The sequence below is a fragment of the Pseudomonas sp. GW458-11-26-14-LB4 genome (assembly GCF_059423925.1).
Genome location: NZ_JBWKYU010000012.1, coordinates 177,711 through 196,097, shown reverse-complemented (window position 1 = coordinate 196,097; position 18,387 = coordinate 177,711). Strand labels below are relative to the sequence as shown.

At 61.2% G+C, this 18,387-nt stretch carries 17 protein-coding genes; 14 read left to right on the top strand and 3 right to left on the bottom strand.

The window, feature by feature from the left end; translation table 11 throughout:
- Positions 1 to 22: 22 nt before the first annotated feature.
- From mreB to tldD, 8 genes are all read left to right on the top strand, one after another.
- Positions 23 to 1,060, top strand: a complete 1,038-nt coding sequence (gene mreB, locus AC07XZ_RS17845; RefSeq protein WP_002555108.1) for a rod shape-determining protein MreB — start codon at positions 23 to 25, stop codon at positions 1,058 to 1,060.
- A gap of 140 nt (positions 1,061 to 1,200) precedes the next feature.
- The gene (gene mreC, locus AC07XZ_RS17840; protein ID WP_085746918.1) at positions 1,201 to 2,325 is read left to right on the top strand and encodes a rod shape-determining protein MreC; all 1,125 of its coding nucleotides are present in this window, start codon (positions 1,201 to 1,203) and stop codon (positions 2,323 to 2,325) included.
- A complete protein-coding gene (gene mreD / locus AC07XZ_RS17835) occupies positions 2,325 to 2,816 on the top strand; it encodes a rod shape-determining protein MreD (RefSeq protein ID WP_064593386.1) in 492 nt (163 codons plus the stop codon). Before mreC ends, mreD begins: the two co-directional genes overlap by 1 nt.
- Positions 2,817 to 2,879: 63 nt before the next feature.
- Entirely contained in the window at positions 2,880 to 3,476 is a 597-nt protein-coding gene (locus tag AC07XZ_RS17830; protein WP_102686866.1) for a Maf family protein, read from the top strand.
- Positions 3,477 to 3,533: 57 nt separating this feature from the next.
- Positions 3,534 to 4,991 (top strand): ribonuclease G, encoded by a 1,458-nt coding sequence (gene rng / locus AC07XZ_RS17825; RefSeq protein ID WP_007953605.1) that lies wholly within the window; start codon positions 3,534 to 3,536, stop codon positions 4,989 to 4,991.
- Between the two features lie 75 nt (positions 4,992 to 5,066).
- Complete coding sequence (locus tag AC07XZ_RS17820) at positions 5,067 to 8,870, top strand: YhdP family protein (RefSeq protein WP_102686867.1); 3,804 nt, start codon at positions 5,067 to 5,069, stop codon at positions 8,868 to 8,870.
- Between the two features lie 58 nt (positions 8,871 to 8,928).
- Positions 8,929 to 9,789 (top strand): carbon-nitrogen hydrolase family protein, encoded by an 861-nt coding sequence (locus AC07XZ_RS17815; RefSeq protein ID WP_102686868.1) that lies wholly within the window; start codon positions 8,929 to 8,931, stop codon positions 9,787 to 9,789.
- 5 nt (positions 9,790 to 9,794) lie between these two features.
- A complete protein-coding gene (gene tldD, locus AC07XZ_RS17810) occupies positions 9,795 to 11,237 on the top strand; it encodes a metalloprotease TldD (RefSeq protein WP_007953601.1) in 1,443 nt (480 codons plus the stop codon).
- A 51-nt stretch (positions 11,238 to 11,288) separates the two neighbouring features.
- Here the strand turns inward: tldD and yjgA are convergent, their stop codons facing one another.
- On the bottom strand, positions 11,289 to 11,813 hold the full coding sequence (gene yjgA / locus AC07XZ_RS17805; RefSeq protein ID WP_007953598.1) for a ribosome biogenesis factor YjgA: 525 nt from the start codon (positions 11,811 to 11,813) through the stop codon (positions 11,289 to 11,291).
- 108 nt (positions 11,814 to 11,921) lie between these two features.
- Between yjgA and pmbA the strand changes: the two genes are divergently transcribed.
- The 6 genes from pmbA to AC07XZ_RS17775 all read left to right on the top strand — a co-directional run bounded on the left by pmbA (position 11,922) and on the right by AC07XZ_RS17775 (position 17,200).
- Positions 11,922 to 13,268, top strand: coding sequence for a metalloprotease PmbA (gene pmbA, locus AC07XZ_RS17800; RefSeq protein WP_039769277.1), 1,347 nt, complete (start codon positions 11,922 to 11,924; stop codon positions 13,266 to 13,268).
- A gap of 162 nt (positions 13,269 to 13,430) precedes the next feature.
- Positions 13,431 to 13,838, top strand: a complete 408-nt coding sequence (locus tag AC07XZ_RS17795; protein WP_102686869.1) for a FagA protein — start codon at positions 13,431 to 13,433, stop codon at positions 13,836 to 13,838.
- Entirely contained in the window at positions 13,819 to 15,195 is a 1,377-nt protein-coding gene (locus tag AC07XZ_RS17790) for a class II fumarate hydratase (protein ID WP_085746924.1), read from the top strand. Before AC07XZ_RS17795 ends, AC07XZ_RS17790 begins: the two co-directional genes overlap by 20 nt.
- 27 nt (positions 15,196 to 15,222) lie before the next feature.
- Positions 15,223 to 15,663, top strand: coding sequence for a DUF2753 family protein (locus tag AC07XZ_RS17785; protein ID WP_085711789.1), 441 nt, complete (start codon positions 15,223 to 15,225; stop codon positions 15,661 to 15,663).
- A 1-nt stretch (position 15,664) separates the two neighbouring features.
- On the top strand, positions 15,665 to 16,276 hold the full coding sequence (locus AC07XZ_RS17780; RefSeq protein ID WP_102686870.1) for a superoxide dismutase: 612 nt from the start codon (positions 15,665 to 15,667) through the stop codon (positions 16,274 to 16,276).
- 30 nt (positions 16,277 to 16,306) lie between these two features.
- A complete protein-coding gene (locus AC07XZ_RS17775) occupies positions 16,307 to 17,200 on the top strand; it encodes a ZIP family metal transporter (RefSeq protein WP_102686871.1) in 894 nt (297 codons plus the stop codon).
- Positions 17,201 to 17,237: 37 nt separating this feature from the next.
- Here the strand turns inward: AC07XZ_RS17775 and AC07XZ_RS17770 are convergent, their stop codons facing one another.
- Together AC07XZ_RS17770 and rapZ are read right to left on the bottom strand one after the other, a co-directional pair.
- Positions 17,238 to 17,513 (bottom strand): HPr family phosphocarrier protein, encoded by a 276-nt coding sequence (locus AC07XZ_RS17770; protein ID WP_085711786.1) that lies wholly within the window; start codon positions 17,511 to 17,513, stop codon positions 17,238 to 17,240.
- Positions 17,514 to 17,528: 15 nt separating this feature from the next.
- Entirely contained in the window at positions 17,529 to 18,386 is an 858-nt protein-coding gene (gene rapZ / locus AC07XZ_RS17765; RefSeq protein WP_085746928.1) for an RNase adapter RapZ, read from the bottom strand.
- Position 18,387: the final 1 nt, after the last annotated feature.

The window sequence follows — 18,387 nt, the reverse complement described above, 5'->3', positions numbered from 1 at the left end:
CGTTGCCTAGGGTCCCTTTCCCATGTTCAAGAAACTGCGTGGCATGTTTTCCAGCGATCTTTCCATTGACCTGGGCACTGCCAACACCCTTATTTACGTGCGCGAGCGCGGTATCGTCCTGAATGAGCCATCGGTTGTGGCCATTCGGACACACGGTAACCAGAAAAGTGTCGTCGCTGTCGGCACCGAGGCCAAGCGCATGCTCGGCCGTACGCCGGGCAACATTGCTGCCATTCGTCCGATGAAGGATGGCGTGATCGCCGACTTCAGCGTCTGCGAAAAGATGCTGCAATACTTTATTAACAAGGTTCACGAAAACAGCTTTCTGCAGCCCAGCCCTCGTGTGCTGATCTGCGTTCCATGCAAATCCACCCAGGTTGAGCGTCGTGCCATCCGTGAATCGGCCCTTGGCGCCGGTGCCCGTGAAGTGTTCCTGATCGAAGAGCCGATGGCCGCTGCGATCGGTGCCGGTCTGCCGGTTGAAGAAGCACGCGGTTCGATGGTCGTGGATATCGGTGGTGGTACTACCGAAATCGCGCTGATCTCCCTGAACGGTGTGGTCTATGCCGAATCCGTACGCGTTGGCGGCGACCGCTTCGACGAAGCGATCATCACCTACGTGCGCCGCAACTATGGCAGTCTGATCGGTGAATCCACCGCCGAGCGCATCAAGCAGGAAATCGGTACGGCCTACCCGGGCGGCGAAGTTCGCGAAGTCGACGTTCGCGGTCGTAACCTGGCCGAAGGTGTTCCACGCGCATTCACCCTGAACTCCAATGAAGTGCTGGAAGCTCTGCAAGAGTCGCTGGCAACCATCGTTCAGGCCGTGAAAAGTGCTCTGGAGCAATCACCGCCGGAACTGGCTTCCGACATCGCCGAGCGTGGCCTGGTGCTGACCGGTGGTGGCGCGCTGCTGCGTGACCTCGACAAGCTGCTGGCCCAGGAAACCGGTCTGCCGGTGATCGTTGCCGAAGATCCGCTGACCTGCGTCGCTCGCGGCGGTGGCCGTGCATTGGAAATGATGGACAAGCACACCATGGACCTGCTCTCCAGCGAATAATCGCCGGATGCAATACGTGGGTGAGCGCACAGGCAGCACTTTGCAGTGCTGCCTGTTGGCGTTTATCTTCTGTCAGTCTTCATCCAGGCCGGTTTGATGCCGTATGAATAAACAGAACATTTGCCTGGGAGGAGCGGCTTATTAAACCGCTTTTCGCCAAGGGCCCCTCACTGGGCGTGCGCTTGTTGGTGCTGGCCGTACTGTCGGTCGCGCTGATGGTCGTTGACGCGCGCTTTAGCCTTCTTAAACCCGTACGCAGCCAGGCCTCGCTGGTGCTGATGGACGCCTACTGGATTACCGACCTGCCCGGACGGTTGTGGGAAGGTATCGCCAGCCAGTTCGGCAGTCGCACAGAGCTCGTCGCCGAAAATGAAAAACTCAAGTCGGAAAACCTGCTGTTGCAGGGTCGCATGCAGAAGCTTGCCGCCCTTACCGAGCAGAACGTCCGTCTGCGCGAGTTGCTCAATTCCTCCGCGCTGGTCAACGAGAAGGTCGAAGTGGCCGAGCTGATCGGCATGGATCCCAACCCTTTCACCCATCGCATCATCATCAACAAAGGTGAGCGTGATGGCGTGGTGCTCGGTCAGCCGGTGCTCGATGCTCGCGGTCTGATGGGGCAGGTGGTCGAACTGATGCCGTACACCTCCCGTGTGCTGCTGCTGACCGACTCGACCCACAGCATTCCTGTGCAGGTAAACCGAAACGGTCTGCGGGCGATTGCCAGCGGCACCGGTAACCCCGAGCGTCTGGAACTGCGCCACGTGGCGGACACTGCTGACGTCAAGGAAGGCGATCTGCTGGTCAGCTCCGGCCTGGGTCAGCGTTTCCCGGCCGGTTATCCGGTGGCGACGGTCAAGGAAGTGATTCACGATTCCGGCCAGCCATTCGCCATTGTTCGCGCCGTGCCGACCGCCGCACTGAACCGCAGCCGTTACCTGTTGCTGGTGTTCAGTGACAACCGCACCGCGGAAGAGCGTGCCAACGATGCTGCGCAGGCTCAGGAAAACCTTGATGCCTTCGGTGGCGGTCCGGTGATTCCGTCTACGGTGCCGAAGATCGTCACCCCGCCTGCCGCAGCTGCGACTCCTGCCACGGCGGCGTCGCCGGCTGCGCCTGCTGCCAGCACTACACCGGCCAAACCCGCTGCAAGCAAACCGCCTGCAGCCACACCAGCGGCCAGCAAACCACCGGCGAATCAGCCGGCGGCTCGACCAGCGGTCAAACCGCCTGTCACTGCGCCGGCGACCACCGGGAGGCAAGAATAATGGTCGGGGCTACCGCATCGCGTAACGGCTGGATTGTCTGGCTGACATTTATTGTCGGCATTCTGCTCAGCGTATCGCCACTGCCCATTTTCATGGAAATCCTGCGCCCGCTTTGGCTGGCCTTGCTCCTGACTTTCTGGGCTTTGTATTTGCCGCACACCGTCGGCATGGTCACAGCTTTCTGCCTGGGATTGGCCGAAGACGTGCTGCAGGGCGATCTGCTCGGTCAGAATGCCTTGATCCTGACTTTGATCACGTTCCTGGTGCTGTCATTGCAGCAGCGCCTGCGAATGTTCCCGATGTGGCAGCAGAGCCTGGTGATCCTGGTGATCTTCGGCCTCGCCCAGCTCGTACAACTCTGGCTCAGTGCCTTGACCGGCAACCGTCAGCCGACCCTCGCGCTGGTCCTGCCGGCACTGGTCAGTGCCTTGCTCTGGCCTTGGGTCAGCTTCGCTTTGCGTGGATTGCGCCGGCGCTACAAAATCAACTGATTCGGTCAGGCATGGGCCCCCACCGGTGCCATGAGGCAGGGCACTCAACAGGGAGATGTTTGGATGAAGCCGCTTTACCTCGCCTCAGGATCGCCGCGTCGGCGTGAGTTGCTCACGCAGATCGGCATCCCGTTTACCGCCATCAGCGCGGATATCGATGAAACCCCTCTCGCCAATGAATCCCCATCGGCCTACGTCGAGCGCCTGGCGCGCGGCAAGGCCGAGGCCGGGCGGCGCACCTTCGCTTCCGACGTAGCGTTTTGCGTACTGGGCGCCGACACCGCCGTGGTGCTGGACGGCAAAATTCTTGGCAAACCGGTGGACGAAGCCGACGCATGCGCCATGCTGATGATGTTGTCCGGCAAGGAGCATGAAGTGCTGACGGCGATTGCCGTGCTCGACGGCGAGCGCTGCGAGTCGCGGGTGGTGCGCAGTCTGGTGCGGTTCCGGTCGATCAGCCGCGAAGAAGCTGCCGCCTACTGGGCCAGCGGCGAACCCCGGGACAAGGCGGGTGGCTACGGCATTCAGGGGCTCGGCGCGGTGTTCGTTGCCAGCCTCAATGGCAGTTACTCGGCGGTCGTCGGCTTGCCGGTGTGCGAAAGCGCAGAACTGCTCGGCCATTTCGGCATACCCTGTTGGCAAACCCTGAACGCGCAATGAGCGTCGAACGGACAAGATGCGGCCTTTATCGTGAACATGCCTGAACGAGACCCTGCCATGAGTGAAGAGATTCTGATCAACATCACGCCGATGGAATCGCGCGTGGCGGTGGTCGAAAACGGTGTGCTGCAAGAAGTGCACGTCGAGCGTACGCAAAAACGCGGGATCGTCGGCAATATCTATAAAGGCAAGGTGGTGCGGGTCCTGCCGGGCATGCAGGCGGCATTCGTCGACATCGGTCTGGATCGTGCAGCCTTCATTCATGCTTCGGAAATTTCCCTGCGCGAAGGCCCGGCGGTAGAAAGCATCAGCGCTCTGGTGCACGAAGGCCAGAGCCTGGTGGTGCAGGTCACCAAGGATCCGATCGGTTCCAAAGGTGCGCGCCTGACCACGCAACTGTCGATCCCGTCGCGCTATCTGGTGTACATGCCGCGCACCGCCCACGTCGGCATTTCTCTGAAGATCGAAGACGAAGCCGAGCGCGAACGCCTCAAGCAGGTGGTCAGCGATTGCGTGGCCAAAGAAGGCATCAAGGAGGCCGGCGGCTTCATTTTGCGTACCGCCGCCGAAGGTGCCGGGGCCGATGAGATCCTCATGGACATCCGCTACCTGCGCCGCCTGTGGGATCAGATCAACGAACAGATCAAGACCATCGGCGCACCGAGCGTGATTTACGAGGACTTAGGCCTGGCGCTGCGCACCCTGCGCGATCTGGTCAGCCCGAAGATCGAGAAGATCCGCATCGACTCCCGGGAAACCTTCCAGAAAACCACGCAGTTCGTCGCCGAACTGATGCCGGAAATCGCCGATCGTCTGGAACACTACCCAGGTGAACGACCGATTTTCGATCTGTATGGCGTCGAAGACGAAATCCAGAAAGCCCTGGAACGCAAGGTTCCGCTGAAGTCTGGCGGCTACCTGGTGATCGATCCGGCGGAAGCCATGACCACCATCGATGTGAACACCGGGGCGTTCGTCGGTCATCGCAACCTTGAAGAAACCATCTTCAAGACAAACCTCGAAGCGGCGACCGCGATTGCCCGGCAGATGCGCCTGCGCAACCTGGGCGGGATCATCATCATCGACTTCATCGACATGGAAGACGAAGAGCACCAGCGTCAGGTGCTGCGCACCCTGGAGAAACAACTGGAGCGCGATCACGCCAAGACCAACATCATCGGCATTACCGAGTTGGGCCTGGTGCAGATGACGCGCAAGCGCACCCGCGAAAGCCTCGAGCAAGTGCTGTGCGAACCGTGCAGCAGCTGTCAGGGCCGGGGCAAGCTGAAGACCCCGGAAACCATTTGCTACGAGATTTTCCGCGAGATCCTGCGTGAAGCCCGGGCCTATCAGGCCGAGGGTTATCGGGTGCTGGCGAACCAGAAAGTCGTGGATCGCCTGCTCGATGAAGAGTCCGGTAACGTGGCCGAACTTGAAGGTTTCATCGGGCGCACCATACGCTTCCAGGTAGAAACCATGTATTCCCAGGAACAATATGACGTGGTGCTGCTCTGAACCCCTGCGTCACCCTTTTCCTGAAACGGCTGGCCTCAGCTTTTTGCAGTATTTTTGCCATGGGAGCCAACTGACATGGAACGTCTGACACGCATTTTGGCCGCACTGACCCGCTGGGGTCTGGGCCTGTGCGCGTTGGTTCTGGTATTGATGGCGTTGTACGTCAGTCTTGGCCGGGAACTCACGCCACTGGTGGCCGAATACCGCACCGATATCGAAGACAAGGCCAGCGCCGCCCTGGGTCTGCCGCTGCAGATCGGCGAGTTGGAAGGCAACTGGAGCGGATTTGCACCGATCCTGCTGGCCCACGATGTGATGGTCGGCAGCGGCGCCAATGCCCTGCGCCTGGATCGGGTGCGTGCAGTGCCTGATCTGTGGGCCAGCCTGATGGCCCGCGAAGTGCGCATCGCCCATCTTGAACTCAACGGTTTGAAGATCAGCCTCAAGGAAGGCGAGGACGGAAAGTGGGCGCTGGAAGGCTTGCCGGTGCAGCAGGATCAGCCCATGGATCCCGAGCAACTGTTCAACCGCATGCAAATGATTCAGCAACTGTCGGTGCTCGACAGCCAAGTGACCTTGCAGCCGCGGGAGCAGGCACCGCTGACCTTCACGTATGTCGGCCTCAATCTCAAGACCGGCACCAGCCGCCAGCGCCTCGATGCACGATTGACCTTGCCTGACGGCCAGCCCGTGGCGCTTAGCCTGCGCACGCGGATTCGTCCGAGTCAGTGGCAGAGCAGCGAAGTGGAAGGTTATGTCAGCCTGCCGCAGAGTGACTGGTCGAAATGGCTGCCCGAGCGCCTGACCCAGCAATGGAATTTCTCCGAGATCAAGGCCGGCGGCGAGCTGTGGGTCAACTGGCGCGAGGGGGCGTTGCAGAGTGCTGCGATCCGCCTCAATGCGCCGCAACTGACCGGTGCCTACGCCGAACGCAAGCCGATCCAGATCAACAATCTGGCGCTCAATGGCTATTTCCAGCGCGGTTCCGAGGGAGCCATTGTCACACTTGATTCGCTGGCGATGAATTTCGGCGAAACCCGTTGGGAATCCCATGTCCAGATCAAACAGACTGTCGCCACCGACAACACCGAAGAACTCTGGCATCTGCAGGCTGACCGGCTCGACCTGACGCCGATCACACCTTTGCTCAATGCCCTCGGCCCGTTACCCCAAGGCTTAGCCACCGTGGTCGAGCGCCTGAAAGTCACCGGCGGGCTGCGTAACGTGCTGCTGGATTTCCGGCCGAACGCCACCGACGACAGCAAATTCGGCTTCGCCGCCAACCTTGATCAAGTCGGCTTCGACGCCTACCACGGCGCGCCCGCGGCACGGAATGTCAGCGGCAGCCTTACCGGCAATCTCGGCGGCGGCGAGCTGCGCATGGACAGCAAGGACTTCGTCCTGCACCTTGATCCGATCTTCGCCAAGCCATGGCAATACATTCAGGCCAACGCCCGGTTGACCTGGAAGCTCGATAAAGAAGGTTTCACTCTGATCGCACCGTACCTGAAGGTGCTCGGCGAGGAAGGCAAGATTGCCGGCGACTTCCTGATCCGCCTGCATTTCGATCACAGCCAGGAAGACTACATGGACCTGCGGGTCGGCCTGGTGGATGGCGACGGTCGCTACACCGCCAAGTACCTGCCGGAAGTCCTGAGCCCGGCCCTCGACGAGTGGCTGCGCACGGCGATTCTCAAGGGCGCGGTAGATCAGGGCTTCTTCCAGTATCAGGGTTCGCTGAACAAGAACGCCGGGGAAGCGGATCGCAGCATCAGCCTGTTCTTCAAGGTGCACGACGCCGAGCTGGCGTTCCAGCCGGGCTGGCCGCAGGTGAGCAAGGTCAGCGGTGACGTGTTCATCGAAGACAGCGGTGTGCGGATTCTCGCCAGCAAGGGCCAATTGCTCGACACCCAGGTCAGCGATGTCTTCGTCAATATTCCCCATGTGCCGAGCGGCGAGCACAGCCATATGTTCCTCGACGGCACCTTCGCGGGTGGGTTGGGCGATGGCCTGAAGATTCTTCAGGAAGCACCGATCGGCACCGCCGATACCTTCGCCGGCTGGGAAGGCGCGGGTGATCTGCAGGGCAAGCTCAAACTCGATGTGCCGTTGGCCAAGGGCGATCAGCCGAAAATCCTCGTCGACTTCAAAACCGCCAATGCGCGATTGAACCTGGCGGAGCCGAAGCTCGAACTGAGCCAGCTCAAGGGTGATTTCCGCTTCGACAGCGCCAAGGGCCTGAGCGGGCAGAACATCAGTGCCCGGGCCTTCGACAAACCGGTCACTGCGCAGATCTTCGCCGACGGCGGCCCCGGCAAACTCAAGACCCGGGTGGCGGCGTCGGGGCAGGTCGAGGTCAAGAAACTCACCGACTGGCTGGGCGTGACTCAACCGTTGCCGGTGTCCGGGACTATCCCTTATCAACTGCAATTGAATCTGGACGGTGCCGACAGCCAGTTGATGGTCAGTTCAAGCCTGAAGGGCGTGGCAGTGGATCTGCCGGCGCCGTTCGGCATGGCGGCCGATGTCGGGCGTGACACTGTGTTCCGCATGACGTTACAGGGGCAGGAGCGGCGTTACTGGGTCAATTACGATCAACTGGCCAACCTCACCTTCGCCGCGCCACCAGGCAATTTCGCCGATGGCCGTGGCGAGTTGTTCCTTGGCGCCGGCGAAGCGGTGTTGCCGGGTAACAAAGGCTTGCGGATACGCGGCGTGTTGTCCGAGCTGGATGTCAAACCCTGGCAGGATCTGCTGGACAAGTACGCCGGCCAGGATCCAGGCGGCAACGCCAAGCAGTTGCTCAGCAGCGCGGACTTCAAGATCGGCAAGCTTACGGCTTTCGGCACCACGCTGGATCAGGCGGCAGTGCAGGTTAATCGCAAGCCCGGCGCCTGGGCTTTGGCCCTCGACAGTCAGCAGGCCAAAGGCACGGCCGGCATTCCCGACGCCAAGGGCGCGCCGATTGCGGTGAACCTGCAATACGTGCGGTTGCCGGCACCGGACCCTACGGTGCAGGCCGACGAGAATGCGCCGGACCCGCTGGCCTCGGTCGATCCGAGCAAGATTCCGGCGCTGGATATCACCATCAATCAATTGTTCCAGGGCCAGGATCTGGTCGGCGGCTGGTCGCTCAAGGTTCGGCCGACCGCCAAGGGCATCGCCCTGAACAACCTCGATCTGGGCCTCAAGGGCATTCTTTTGCAGGGCAGCGGCGGCTGGGAAGGCACGCCCGGTGCCACGACCAGTTGGTACAAGGGGCGGATCGGCGGCAAGAACCTCGCCGATGTCCTCAAGGGATGGGGTTTTGCGCCGAGTGTGACCAGCGAAGAATTCCACATGGATGTCGATGGCCGCTGGCCGGGCTCGCCGGCGTGGCTGGCGACCAAGCGCTTCTCCGGTACCCTCGATGCGTCCCTCAACAAAGGCCAGTTTGTTGAAGTGGAGGGCGGCGCTCAGGCCTTGCGCGTGTTCGGACTGCTCAACTTCAACTCGATTGGCCGGCGTTTGCGCCTCGACTTCTCCGACCTCTTCGGCAAGGGCCTCAGCTATGACCGGGTCAAGGGATTGCTGGAGGCGACCAATGGCGTTTATGTGACGAAAGAACCGATCAAGTTGACCGGGCCTTCGAGCAACCTGGAACTGGACGGCACGCTGGATCTGGTGGGCGACAAGGTGGATGCCAAATTGCTGGTGACTTTGCCGGTGACCAACAACCTGCCGATTGCCGCGCTGATTGTCGGCGCGCCAGCGGTCGGCGGCGCATTGTTTCTGATCGACAAGCTGATCGGCGATCGCGTGGCGCGGTTCGCCAGCGTCAAATACACCGTCAAAGGCCCATGGAAAGAGCCGAAAATCACCTTCGACAAGCCTTTTTGAACAGCCAGCCCCTGAACCGATGGAGTAGCATGGCCGCATACCTCTTGCGGAGTGCGCCATGTCTTTAGCGGTGATTCAAATGGTCAGCCAGAGCGATGTGCTGGCCAATCTGCGCGATGCCCGACGTTTGCTCGAACAGGCGGCCAACGCCGGTGCGAAGCTGGCCGTGCTGCCGGAAAACTTCGCCGCCATGGGCCGTCGCGACATCGCCGACATCGGCCGCGCCGAAGCGCTCGGCGAAGGCCCGATCCTGCCGTGGTTGAAACAGACCGCCCGCGACCTCAAGTTATGGATAGTGGCCGGCACCTTGCCGTTGCCGCCTGTGGGACAGCCCGAGGCGAAGTCCCATGCCTGCTCGTTGCTGGTGAACGATCAGGGCGAAATCGTTGCTCGCTATGACAAGTTGCATCTGTTTGATGTCGATGTGGCGGACAATCGCGGCCGTTACCGCGAATCCGATGACTATGCTTATGGCAGTGGCGTGGTGGTTGCGGACACGCCGGTCGGCCGAATCGGCCTGACGGTGTGCTACGACCTGCGCTTCCCGGAGCTGTACAGCGAATTGCGCGCAGCCGGGGCCGAACTGATTACCGCACCGTCGGCCTTCACCGCGGTGACGGGGGCGGCCCACTGGGATGTACTGATCCGCGCGCGAGCCATTGAAACCCAGTGTTACGTGCTGGCGGCAGCCCAGGGCGGGACGCATCCGGGGCCGCGGGAAACCTTTGGCCACGGGGCGATTGTCGATCCGTGGGGCCGCGTGCTGGCACAGCAAGAGCAAGGCGAAGCCGTGTTGCTGGCCGAACGCGACAGCAATGAACAAGCGTCCATCCGGGCGCGAATGCCGGTGACCGGTCATCGGCGGTTTTTTTCGCAGGGCGCACAGCGACCTGCTTCAGAACACGAATTTAAGGCGTAAAACCTATGAGCGAGTTGTTGTCCTCAGTCAGTGATCACCTGTTGGCGCCCGGCGGCGTGACGATCGAGAGCCTGCAAGGCGTGCTCGGTGATCTGGCGGGTCCAGGCATCGATGCGGCCGACCTGTATTTCCAGGGGCAGATATCCGAGTCCTGGTCGCTGGAAGACGGCATCGTCAAGGAAGGCAGTTTCAACCTCGACCAGGGTGTCGGCGTGCGTGCGCAGTCCGGTGAGAAAACCGGTTTCGCCTACAGCAACGCGATCACCCTCGAAGCCCTCGGCGCAGCGGCCCGTGCGGCCCGTTCGATTTCCCGCGCCGGGCAGAACGGCACGGTACAGGCGTTCAGCACCCAGGACGTCGCCCAGTTGTACGCGCCGGATAATCCGCTGGAAGTCCTGAGCCGCGCTGAAAAAGTCGAACTGCTCAAGCGCATCGACGTAGCGACCCGCGCCCTCGATCCGCGTATCCAGCAGGTCAGCGTAAGCATGGCCGGGGTCTGGGAGCGGATTCTGGTGGCCTCGACCGACGGTGGCCTGGCTGCCGATGTGCGTCCGCTGGTGCGCTTCAACGTCAGCGTAATCGTCGAGCAGAACGGCCGTCGCGAGCGTGGTGGCCATGGCGGCGGCGGGCGTACCGACTACCGTTATTTCCTCGCTGAAGACCGCGCCATGGGTTATGCCCGTGAAGCGCTGCGTCAGGCGCTGGTGAATCTGGAAGCGATTCCGGCACCGGCCGGCACCTTGCCGGTGGTTCTGGGTTCGGGCTGGTCCGGCGTGCTGCTGCACGAAGCGGTCGGCCACGGTCTGGAAGGCGATTTCAACCGCAAGGGCAGTTCGGCCTACAGCGGTCGCATGGGCGAAATGGTTGCTTCGAAACTCTGCACCATCGTCGATGACGGCACCCTGAGCGGTCGTCGCGGTTCCCTGAGCGTCGACGACGAAGGCACCCCGACCGAGTGCACCACGCTGATCGAAAACGGCGTGCTCAAAGGCTACATGCAGGACAAGCTCAATGCGCGGCTGATGGGCGTGGCCCGCACAGGCAACGGTCGTCGCGAATCCTACGCACACTTGCCGATGCCTCGGATGACCAACACCTACATGCTTGGCGGCCAGAGCGATCCGGCGGAAATCATCGCGTCGGTGAAGAAGGGCATCTACTGCGCCAACCTTGGTGGCGGTCAGGTCGACATCACCAGCGGCAAGTTCGTGTTCTCCACCAGCGAGGCTTATCTGATCGAAGACGGCAAGATCACCGCGCCGGTCAAAGGCGCAACGTTGATCGGCAACGGTCCGGAAGCGATGAGCCGGGTGTCGATGGTCGGTAACGATCTGGCGCTGGACAGCGGTGTGGGGACTTGCGGCAAGGACGGGCAGTCGGTGCCGGTGGGTGTGGGCCAGCCGACCCTGAAAATCGATGCGATCACCGTGGGTGGCACGGGCGCATAAGAAGGGATGGAGCTTCGGGTGGCGCGCGGTGCGGCCACCCGGTGGCGAATATCAACGCAGACCGCGTTGAGTCTCGTCCAGCTCACGGATGTATTTGAAGATCTTGCGGCTCGAGGCAGGAGGTTTGTTTTGCGCAACCTCGTGCTGGGCCTGACGGATCAGGGAACGCAATTGCTGGCGGTCGGCGTCCGGGTAATCGACGACGAATTTCTCCAGCACGGCATCGTCACCGGCGATCAGGCGGTCACGCCAGCGTTCGAGGTTGTGGAAACGCTCGTTGTACTGACGAGTAGAGGCATCGAGTTGATCGAGCAAGGTGAGAATCGCGTCAGTGTCCTGATCGCGCATCAGTTTGCCGATGAACTGCAAGTGCCGTTTACGCGCGATGTTCGCGGTGTGCTTGGGCGCATCGGCCAGGGCCCGGCGCAAAGCGTCGGTCAATGGCAGTTTTGCCTGCAAGTCGGGCTTGAGCGTTGTAAGGCGCTCGCCAAGGTCAACCAGAGCATGCAGCTCGCGTTTGACCTGGGATTTGCTTTTTTCTCCCGTATCGAGGGAGTCGTCGTAAGAATCAACCATGGTGGCAGTCCGCAAAGAAACGCCGCCATGATAACCAGTCGGGGGCCGCTTGTCCGGCCCGGTCGCTCGAAGGCCCCAGCCGAAAGCAGAATTTGAGTGGAGATGAGCATGAGTGCAGTTGAAAGCGTCGGCCCACAGGCATTGCCGGCACTGCAGGAACAGGTCGAGCAGATCATCGCCGAAGCCAAGCGTCAGGGTGCCAGTGCCTGTGAAGTAGCGGTATCGCTGGAGCAGGGCCTGTCGACGTCGGTTCGTCAACGTGAAGTCGAAACGGTCGAGTTCAACCGCGATCAGGGTTTTGGCATCACGCTGTACGTCGGCCAGCGCAAGGGCTCGGCCAGTACATCCGCCACCGGGCCGGATGCGATTCGCGAAACCGTCGCTGCGGCGCTGGCGATTGCCAAGCACACTTCCGAAGACGAAGCCTCGGGGTTGGCCGATGCCGCGCTGATGGCCCGGGATATCCAGGATTTCGACCTGTTCCACCAATGGGACATCACCCCGGAGCAGGCCATCGAGAAGGCACTGCTCTGCGAAGCCGCCGCGTTCGACGCCGATGCACGCATCAAGAATGCCGATGGCACCACGTTGAGCACCCATCAGGGCTGCCGTGTGTACGGCAACAGCCACGGTTTCATCGGTGGTTACGCTTCGACCCGACACAGCCTGAGCTGCGTGATGATTGCCGAAGCCGATGGCCAGATGCAGCGCGATTACTGGTATGACGTGAACCGTCAGGGCAGCTTGCTGGCGGATCCGGTGAGCATTGGCCAGCGCGCGGCACAGCGCGCAGCGAGCCGTCTGGGTGCGCGTCCGGTGCCGACCTGCGAAGTGCCGGTTTTGTTTTCGGCGGAACTGGCGGGTGGGTTGTTCGGCAGCTTCCTGTCGGCGATTTCCGGCGGCAGTCTGTACCGCAAATCGTCTTTCCTCGAAGGCACCCTGGGGCAGAAGCTGTTCCCGGAATGGCTGACCATCGACGAGCGTCCGCACCTGATGCGTGCCATGGGCAGTGCTTCCTACGATGGTGACGGCCTGGCGACTTATGCTAAACCGTTCGTCGAGAAAGGCGAACTGGTCTCGTACATCCTTGGCACCTATTCCGGTCGCAAACTGGGCATGCCGAGCACCGCCAACGCGGGCGGCGTGCACAACCTGTTCGTCACCCATGGCGATGAAGACCAGGCTGCCTTGCTGCGGCGCATGGGGCGTGGACTGCTGGTCACCGAACTGATGGGCCATGGCCTGAACATGGTGACTGGTGATTACTCGCGCGGTGCGGCAGGTTTCTGGGTCGAGAACGGTGAAATCCAGTTCGCGGTGCAGGAAGTGACCATCGCCGGCAACATGCGTGACATGTTCAAGCAGATCGTCGCGGTGGGTAACGATCTGGAACTGCGCAGCAACATTCGCACTGGTTCGGTGTTGATCGAGAAGATGACTGTCGCGGGCAGCTAAGCCCCAGGCAGGTACAAAAAAAGGCGTGTCATCCGATTGGGTGGCGCGCCTTTTTTGTGTCCGCAAACTTTTCGGGTTGATCAGGGCAGCAAAAAAGCCACTCTTGTTTTGGTTCTCATTATCAACTAATAATAAATCTCATTATCGGATGAGCCCAGAATCATGAGTTCTGCCTTGCACGAGCAGCCGTACCTCGAAAGCTGGCGCTGGATGAGTCGCCAGATCCGTTGCGCGATGGATCCCGACGAACCGCGCCTGATCGAACACTACCTGGCTGAAGGCCGGTATCTGGCCTGCTGCACGGCGACCTCGCCCTGGACGGTCGCCGAAACCTCTTTCCGTCTGCTGCTCGACACGGCCACCGACATCGCGTTGCCGTGGCACTGGCGCAGCCTCTGCCTCGATCAAGCCTGGCTCCCGCTGCGTGAAATGGAGCGCCTGTCACTGTGCAAATGCCGGCTCAAACGCTGGCAAATCTACACCTGGCAGCTCGCCACCTGCGAGTTGCAACCCTCGATTCCTCTTATTGAACTGGTGCAAGGATTTTCAGATGACCAAGACACGTATTGAGCGCGACAGCATGGGCGAACTGCAGGTGCCGGTGGACGCTCTCTACGGCGCGCAGACCCAGCGTGCAGTGGATAACTTCCCGATCAGCGGCAAGCCGATGCCGACCCAGTTCATCCGCGCCCTGATTCTGGCGAAAGCGGCTGCCGCACGCGCCAACGTCGAACTTAACCAGCTCAGCGCCGCGCAAGGCAAAGCCATCAGCGATGCCGCCCAAGGTCTGCTGGAAGGCGACTTCATGCAGCATTTCCCGGTGGATATCTTCCAGACCGGCTCCGGCACCAGTTCCAACATGAACGCCAACGAAGTGATCGCCACCCTGGCCAGCCGCCTGCTCGAAGAGCCGGTGAACGCCAACGACCACGTCAACTGCGGGCAGAGCAGCAACGACATCATTCCGACCACCATCCACGTCAGCGCGGCGTTGGCCCTGCACGAACAACTGTTGCCGGCGTTGCTGCATCTGGTGCAAGTGATCGAGCGCAAGGCCGAGCAGGTGCATCACCACGTCAAGACCGGCCGCACCCACTTGATGGACGCCATGCCGGTGCGCATGAGTCAGGTGCTCAACGGTTGGGCGCAGCAACTCAAGGCCAATATCGGTCACCTGCAGGATTTGCTGCCAAGCCTGCAATCCCTGGCCCAGGGCGGCACGGCGGTCGGTACCGGGATCAACGCGCATCCGGAATTTGCTGCGCGTTTCAGCCGCCAATTGAGCCAGTTGACCAACGTCCAGTTCACGCCGGGCAAGGATCTGTTCGCTCTGATCGGCTCGCAAGACACTGCCGTGGCCGTGTCGGGCCAGCTCAAGGCCACCGCCGTGTCGCTGATGAAAATCGCCAACGACCTGCGCTGGATGAACTCCGGCCCGCTCGCCGGTCTCGGTGAAATCGAACTGGAAGGGCTGCAGCCGGGTTCCTCGATCATGCCGGGCAAGGTCAATCCGGTGATTCCGGAGGCCACCGCCATGGTGGCCGCGCAAGTGATCGGCAACGATTCGGTGATCACCATCGCCGGTCAGTCGGGCAATTTCGAATTGAACGTGATGCTGCCGATCATCGCCCAGAACCTGCTGAGCAGCATCGAGTTGCTGGCCAACTCCAGCCGTCTGCTGGGTGACAAGGCGATTGCCAGCTTCAAGGTCAATGAGTCGCGCCTCAAGGAAGCGCTGTCGCGCAACCCGATTCTGGTGACCGCACTCAACCCGATCATCGGTTACCAGAAGGCTGCCGAGATCGCCAAGCAGGCCTACAAACAAGGTCGTCCGGTGATTGATGTCGCGCTGGAGCACACCGACCTGTCGCGCAGCCAGCTGGAAGAGTTGCTCAATCCCGAGAAACTCACCGCCGGCGGCGTGTAAGCACCGCAACCGCTTTGGAGGTTCACCATGGAGCACTGGAAACGCACGATCGAACGGGCCAATCGCTGCTTCATGCTGGGCGAGCTGATCGATGCCCGCGAGGCTTACCTGCAAGCCCTGGCTTTGGCACAGGTGTTGTTCGAGCGCTGGGCCGATGCCGACGAAGCGGTGGCGGCCTGCGTCATTTCTCATCACAACCTGGCCGACCTGCATCTGCGCCTGAACCAGCCGGAGGAGAGCGCCGAGTACCTGTGCGCGATCCATCAACGACTGTTGCAGACCATGCAGGACGAGCGCCTGCGCCCGGCGCTGCGTGAAGCGGCCCTTCGCCAGAGCAGCAAGACCTACGTCGAGCTGCTCAATTTCATCAGCGAACACGGCGAATACCCGCGCACCCAACGCTTGCTGCACCCGGATACCGGCAATGCGCGCCGCGTGCCTGCCCAACATCACCATGGAGTCCACTGAAATGGCTTTTACCCTGCCAGTCTTGCCTTACGCCTACGACGCACTGGAACCGCACATCGATGCGCAAACCATGGAGATCCACTACACCAAGCATCATCAGACTTATATCAACAATCTGAACGCTGCGGTCGAGGGCACCGAATTCGCGGACTGGCCGGTGGAGAAGCTGGTCGCCAGCGTCCAGCAACTGCCGGAAAAGCTTCGTGCGGCGGTGATCAACCAGGGCGGCGGTCATGCCAACCATTCGCTGTTCTGGGAAGTGATGGTGCCCAACGGCGGTGGCAAACCTGACGGTGCGCTGGCCAAGGCGATCGATGAGCAACTGGGCGGCCTCGACAGCTTCAAGGAAGCCTTCACCAAAGCCGCGCTGACCCGCTTCGGCAGTGGCTGGGCGTGGCTCAGCGTCAACCCGGAAAAGAAACTGGTGGTGGAAAGCAGCGGTAACCAGGACAGCCCACTGATGAACGGCAACACGCCGATTCTCGGCCTCGACGTGTGGGAGCACGCCTACTATCTGCGCTATCAGAACCGTCGGCCGGAATACATCAGCGCGTTCTACAACGTGATCAACTGGCCAGAAGTCGCTGCGCGCTATCAGGCCGCGCTGGTTTAAGTCTCCTATAAAAACAATCCAAGGGTGACTATGGGCACTGAAACACTGGCGATCGGAAGTGGGCGTATGTTTCGTTACGCAATCGGTTCGCTGTTGCTGTTGGCGGGCATGACCTTGCTGGTCGCCCACGGACTGGAATGGCTGAATCTGGAACCGAAGTTGTCGCGGGCATTGCAGGGCGGCGCGATCTGCGCCCTCGGCACCGCACTCGGCGCGGTTCCGGTGCTGGTGATCCGCAACATGCCCCAGGCGCTGGGCGATACGCTGCTGGGTTTTGGCGCCGGCGTGATGCTGGCGGCAACCGCGTTTTCGCTGATCGTGCCGGGAATCGCTGCCGCCGAAAGTCTGGGGCTTGGCCCGTGGGGCGCCAGTGGTTTGATCTGTTTCGGCATCATGCTCGGGGCGTTCGGCCTGTATCTGGTGGATCGCAAGGTGTCCGGGGCTTCGCCGGAAATGCTCATCGGCACTGTCGAGCATCCGGTGATTCCGCCACGTATCTGGTTGTTCGTGTTTGCCATCATTGCCCATAACATCCCGGAAGGCATGGCCGTCGGTGTTTCCGCTGGCGGCGGCATGCCGGATGCTGACAGCCTGGCGATGGGCATCGCCTTGCAGGATGTGCCGGAAGGACTGGTCATTGCGCTGGTGTTGGCCGGAGCCGGGATGTCGCGGGTCAAGGCGTTTCTGATCGGGGCGGCATCGGGCCTGGTCGAGCCGGTGTTTGCACTGCTGTGTGCGTGGCTGGTCAGCCTGGCGGAACTGTTATTACCCCTGGGACTGGCGCTGGCGGCCGGGGCAATGCTGTTGGTGGTGACTCACGAAGTGATCCCGGAGTCGCGGCGCAATGGTCACGACAAGCTGGCGAGCCTGGGATTGTTGATCGGGTTCTGCCTGATGATGGTGATGGATACGGCGTTGGGATGAGAGGGAGGCTTGCTCCCTCCCTCGACACTAAAGGCTTTCAACCGCCTTCGTCGAAGTAGTTGTTGATCAGCGCGACCAGCGCATCCATGGCTTCCTGTTCCTGATGACCCTCAGTACTCAGGTGGATTTTGGTGCCCTTGCCGGCGGCGAGCATCATCATCGCCATGATGCTTTTGCCATCAACCGTGGTTTCCGGGGTGCGACCCACTCTGATCGTGCAGTCGGGATATTGACCCGCCACGCCAACGAACTTTGCCGACGCCCGGGCATGCAGGCCCAGCTTGTTGATGATTTCGATTTCCAGAGCAGGCATCGCGGTGTGAATCCTTTAGCTGAGGTCGCGGTGGCGAACCTGGACGTTCTTCAGGGTTTTCTGCAGGGCCTGACCCAGGCGTTCGGTCAGGTAGACGGAACGGTGGTGTCCGCCGGTGCAGCCAATGGCAATGGTCACATAAGCGCGATTGCTCGCAGCGAAGCGCGGCAGCCATTTGAACAGGTACGCATAGATGTCCTGGAACATCTCTTCGACTTCCGGCTGCGCCGCCAGGTATTCCGCCACAGGCTCATCGAGCCCGGATTGTGCGCGTAATTCCGGTTTCCAGTACGGATTGGGCAGGCAGCGTACATCGAACACCAGATCCGCATCCACCGGCATGCCGCGTTTGAAACCGAACGACTCCACCAGAAATGCAGTCCCCGGCTCCGGTTGGTTCAACAGTCGCAGCTTGATGGTATCGCGCAGCTGGTAGAGGTTCAGATTGGTGGTATTGACCTTCAGGTCGGCCAGATCGGCGATCGGGCCCAGCAGCGCGGTTTCGTCGTTGATGGCTTCGGCCAGCGAGCGATTGGCATTGCTGAGCGGGTGGCGACGACGGGTTTCCGAAAAACGTTTGAGCAACGTTTCGTCATCGGCGTCCAGGTACAGGACATCACACTGGATGTGCCGGCTGCGCACTTCCTCGAGCAACTCTGGAAAGCGTGACAGATGGCTCGGCAGGTTGCGGGCGTCGATCGAGACCGCCACCTGTGGCTGGAGCATTTCGGTATGAACCAGCGCGCGCTCGGCGAGGTCTGGCAACAAGCCGGCTGGCAGGTTGTCAATGCAGTAGTAGCCGTTGTCCTCAAGGACATCCAGGGCGGTACTTTTACCCGAGCCGGAACGGCCACTGACAATGATCAAGCGCATG

What these genes read in the sequence shown, in the direction of transcription:
- mreB (WP_002555108.1), top strand. Translation starts at nt 23, where the DNA reads ATGTTCAAGAAACTGCGTGGCATGTTTTCCAGCGATCTTTCCATTGAC.
- mreD (WP_064593386.1), top strand. Translation starts at nt 2,325, where the DNA reads ATGGTCGGGGCTACCGCATCGCGTAACGGCTGGATTGTCTGGCTGACA.
- AC07XZ_RS17830 (WP_102686866.1), top strand. Translation starts at nt 2,880, where the DNA reads ATGAAGCCGCTTTACCTCGCCTCAGGATCGCCGCGTCGGCGTGAGTTG.
- rng (WP_007953605.1), top strand. Translation starts at nt 3,534, where the DNA reads ATGAGTGAAGAGATTCTGATCAACATCACGCCGATGGAATCGCGCGTG.
- AC07XZ_RS17820 (WP_102686867.1), top strand. Translation starts at nt 5,067, where the DNA reads ATGGAACGTCTGACACGCATTTTGGCCGCACTGACCCGCTGGGGTCTG.
- AC07XZ_RS17815 (WP_102686868.1), top strand. Translation starts at nt 8,929, where the DNA reads ATGTCTTTAGCGGTGATTCAAATGGTCAGCCAGAGCGATGTGCTGGCC.
- tldD (WP_007953601.1), top strand. Translation starts at nt 9,795, where the DNA reads ATGAGCGAGTTGTTGTCCTCAGTCAGTGATCACCTGTTGGCGCCCGGC.
- yjgA (WP_007953598.1), bottom strand. Translation starts at nt 11,813, where the DNA reads ATGGTTGATTCTTACGACGACTCCCTCGATACGGGAGAAAAAAGCAAA.
- pmbA (WP_039769277.1), top strand. Translation starts at nt 11,922, where the DNA reads ATGAGTGCAGTTGAAAGCGTCGGCCCACAGGCATTGCCGGCACTGCAG.
- AC07XZ_RS17795 (WP_102686869.1), top strand. Translation starts at nt 13,431, where the DNA reads ATGAGTTCTGCCTTGCACGAGCAGCCGTACCTCGAAAGCTGGCGCTGG.
- AC07XZ_RS17790 (WP_085746924.1), top strand. Translation starts at nt 13,819, where the DNA reads ATGACCAAGACACGTATTGAGCGCGACAGCATGGGCGAACTGCAGGTG.
- AC07XZ_RS17785 (WP_085711789.1), top strand. Translation starts at nt 15,223, where the DNA reads ATGGAGCACTGGAAACGCACGATCGAACGGGCCAATCGCTGCTTCATG.
- AC07XZ_RS17780 (WP_102686870.1), top strand. Translation starts at nt 15,665, where the DNA reads ATGGCTTTTACCCTGCCAGTCTTGCCTTACGCCTACGACGCACTGGAA.
- AC07XZ_RS17775 (WP_102686871.1), top strand. Translation starts at nt 16,307, where the DNA reads ATGGGCACTGAAACACTGGCGATCGGAAGTGGGCGTATGTTTCGTTAC.
- AC07XZ_RS17770 (WP_085711786.1), bottom strand. Translation starts at nt 17,513, where the DNA reads ATGCCTGCTCTGGAAATCGAAATCATCAACAAGCTGGGCCTGCATGCC.
- rapZ (WP_085746928.1), bottom strand. Translation starts at nt 18,386, where the DNA reads ATGCGCTTGATCATTGTCAGTGGCCGTTCCGGCTCGGGTAAAAGTACC.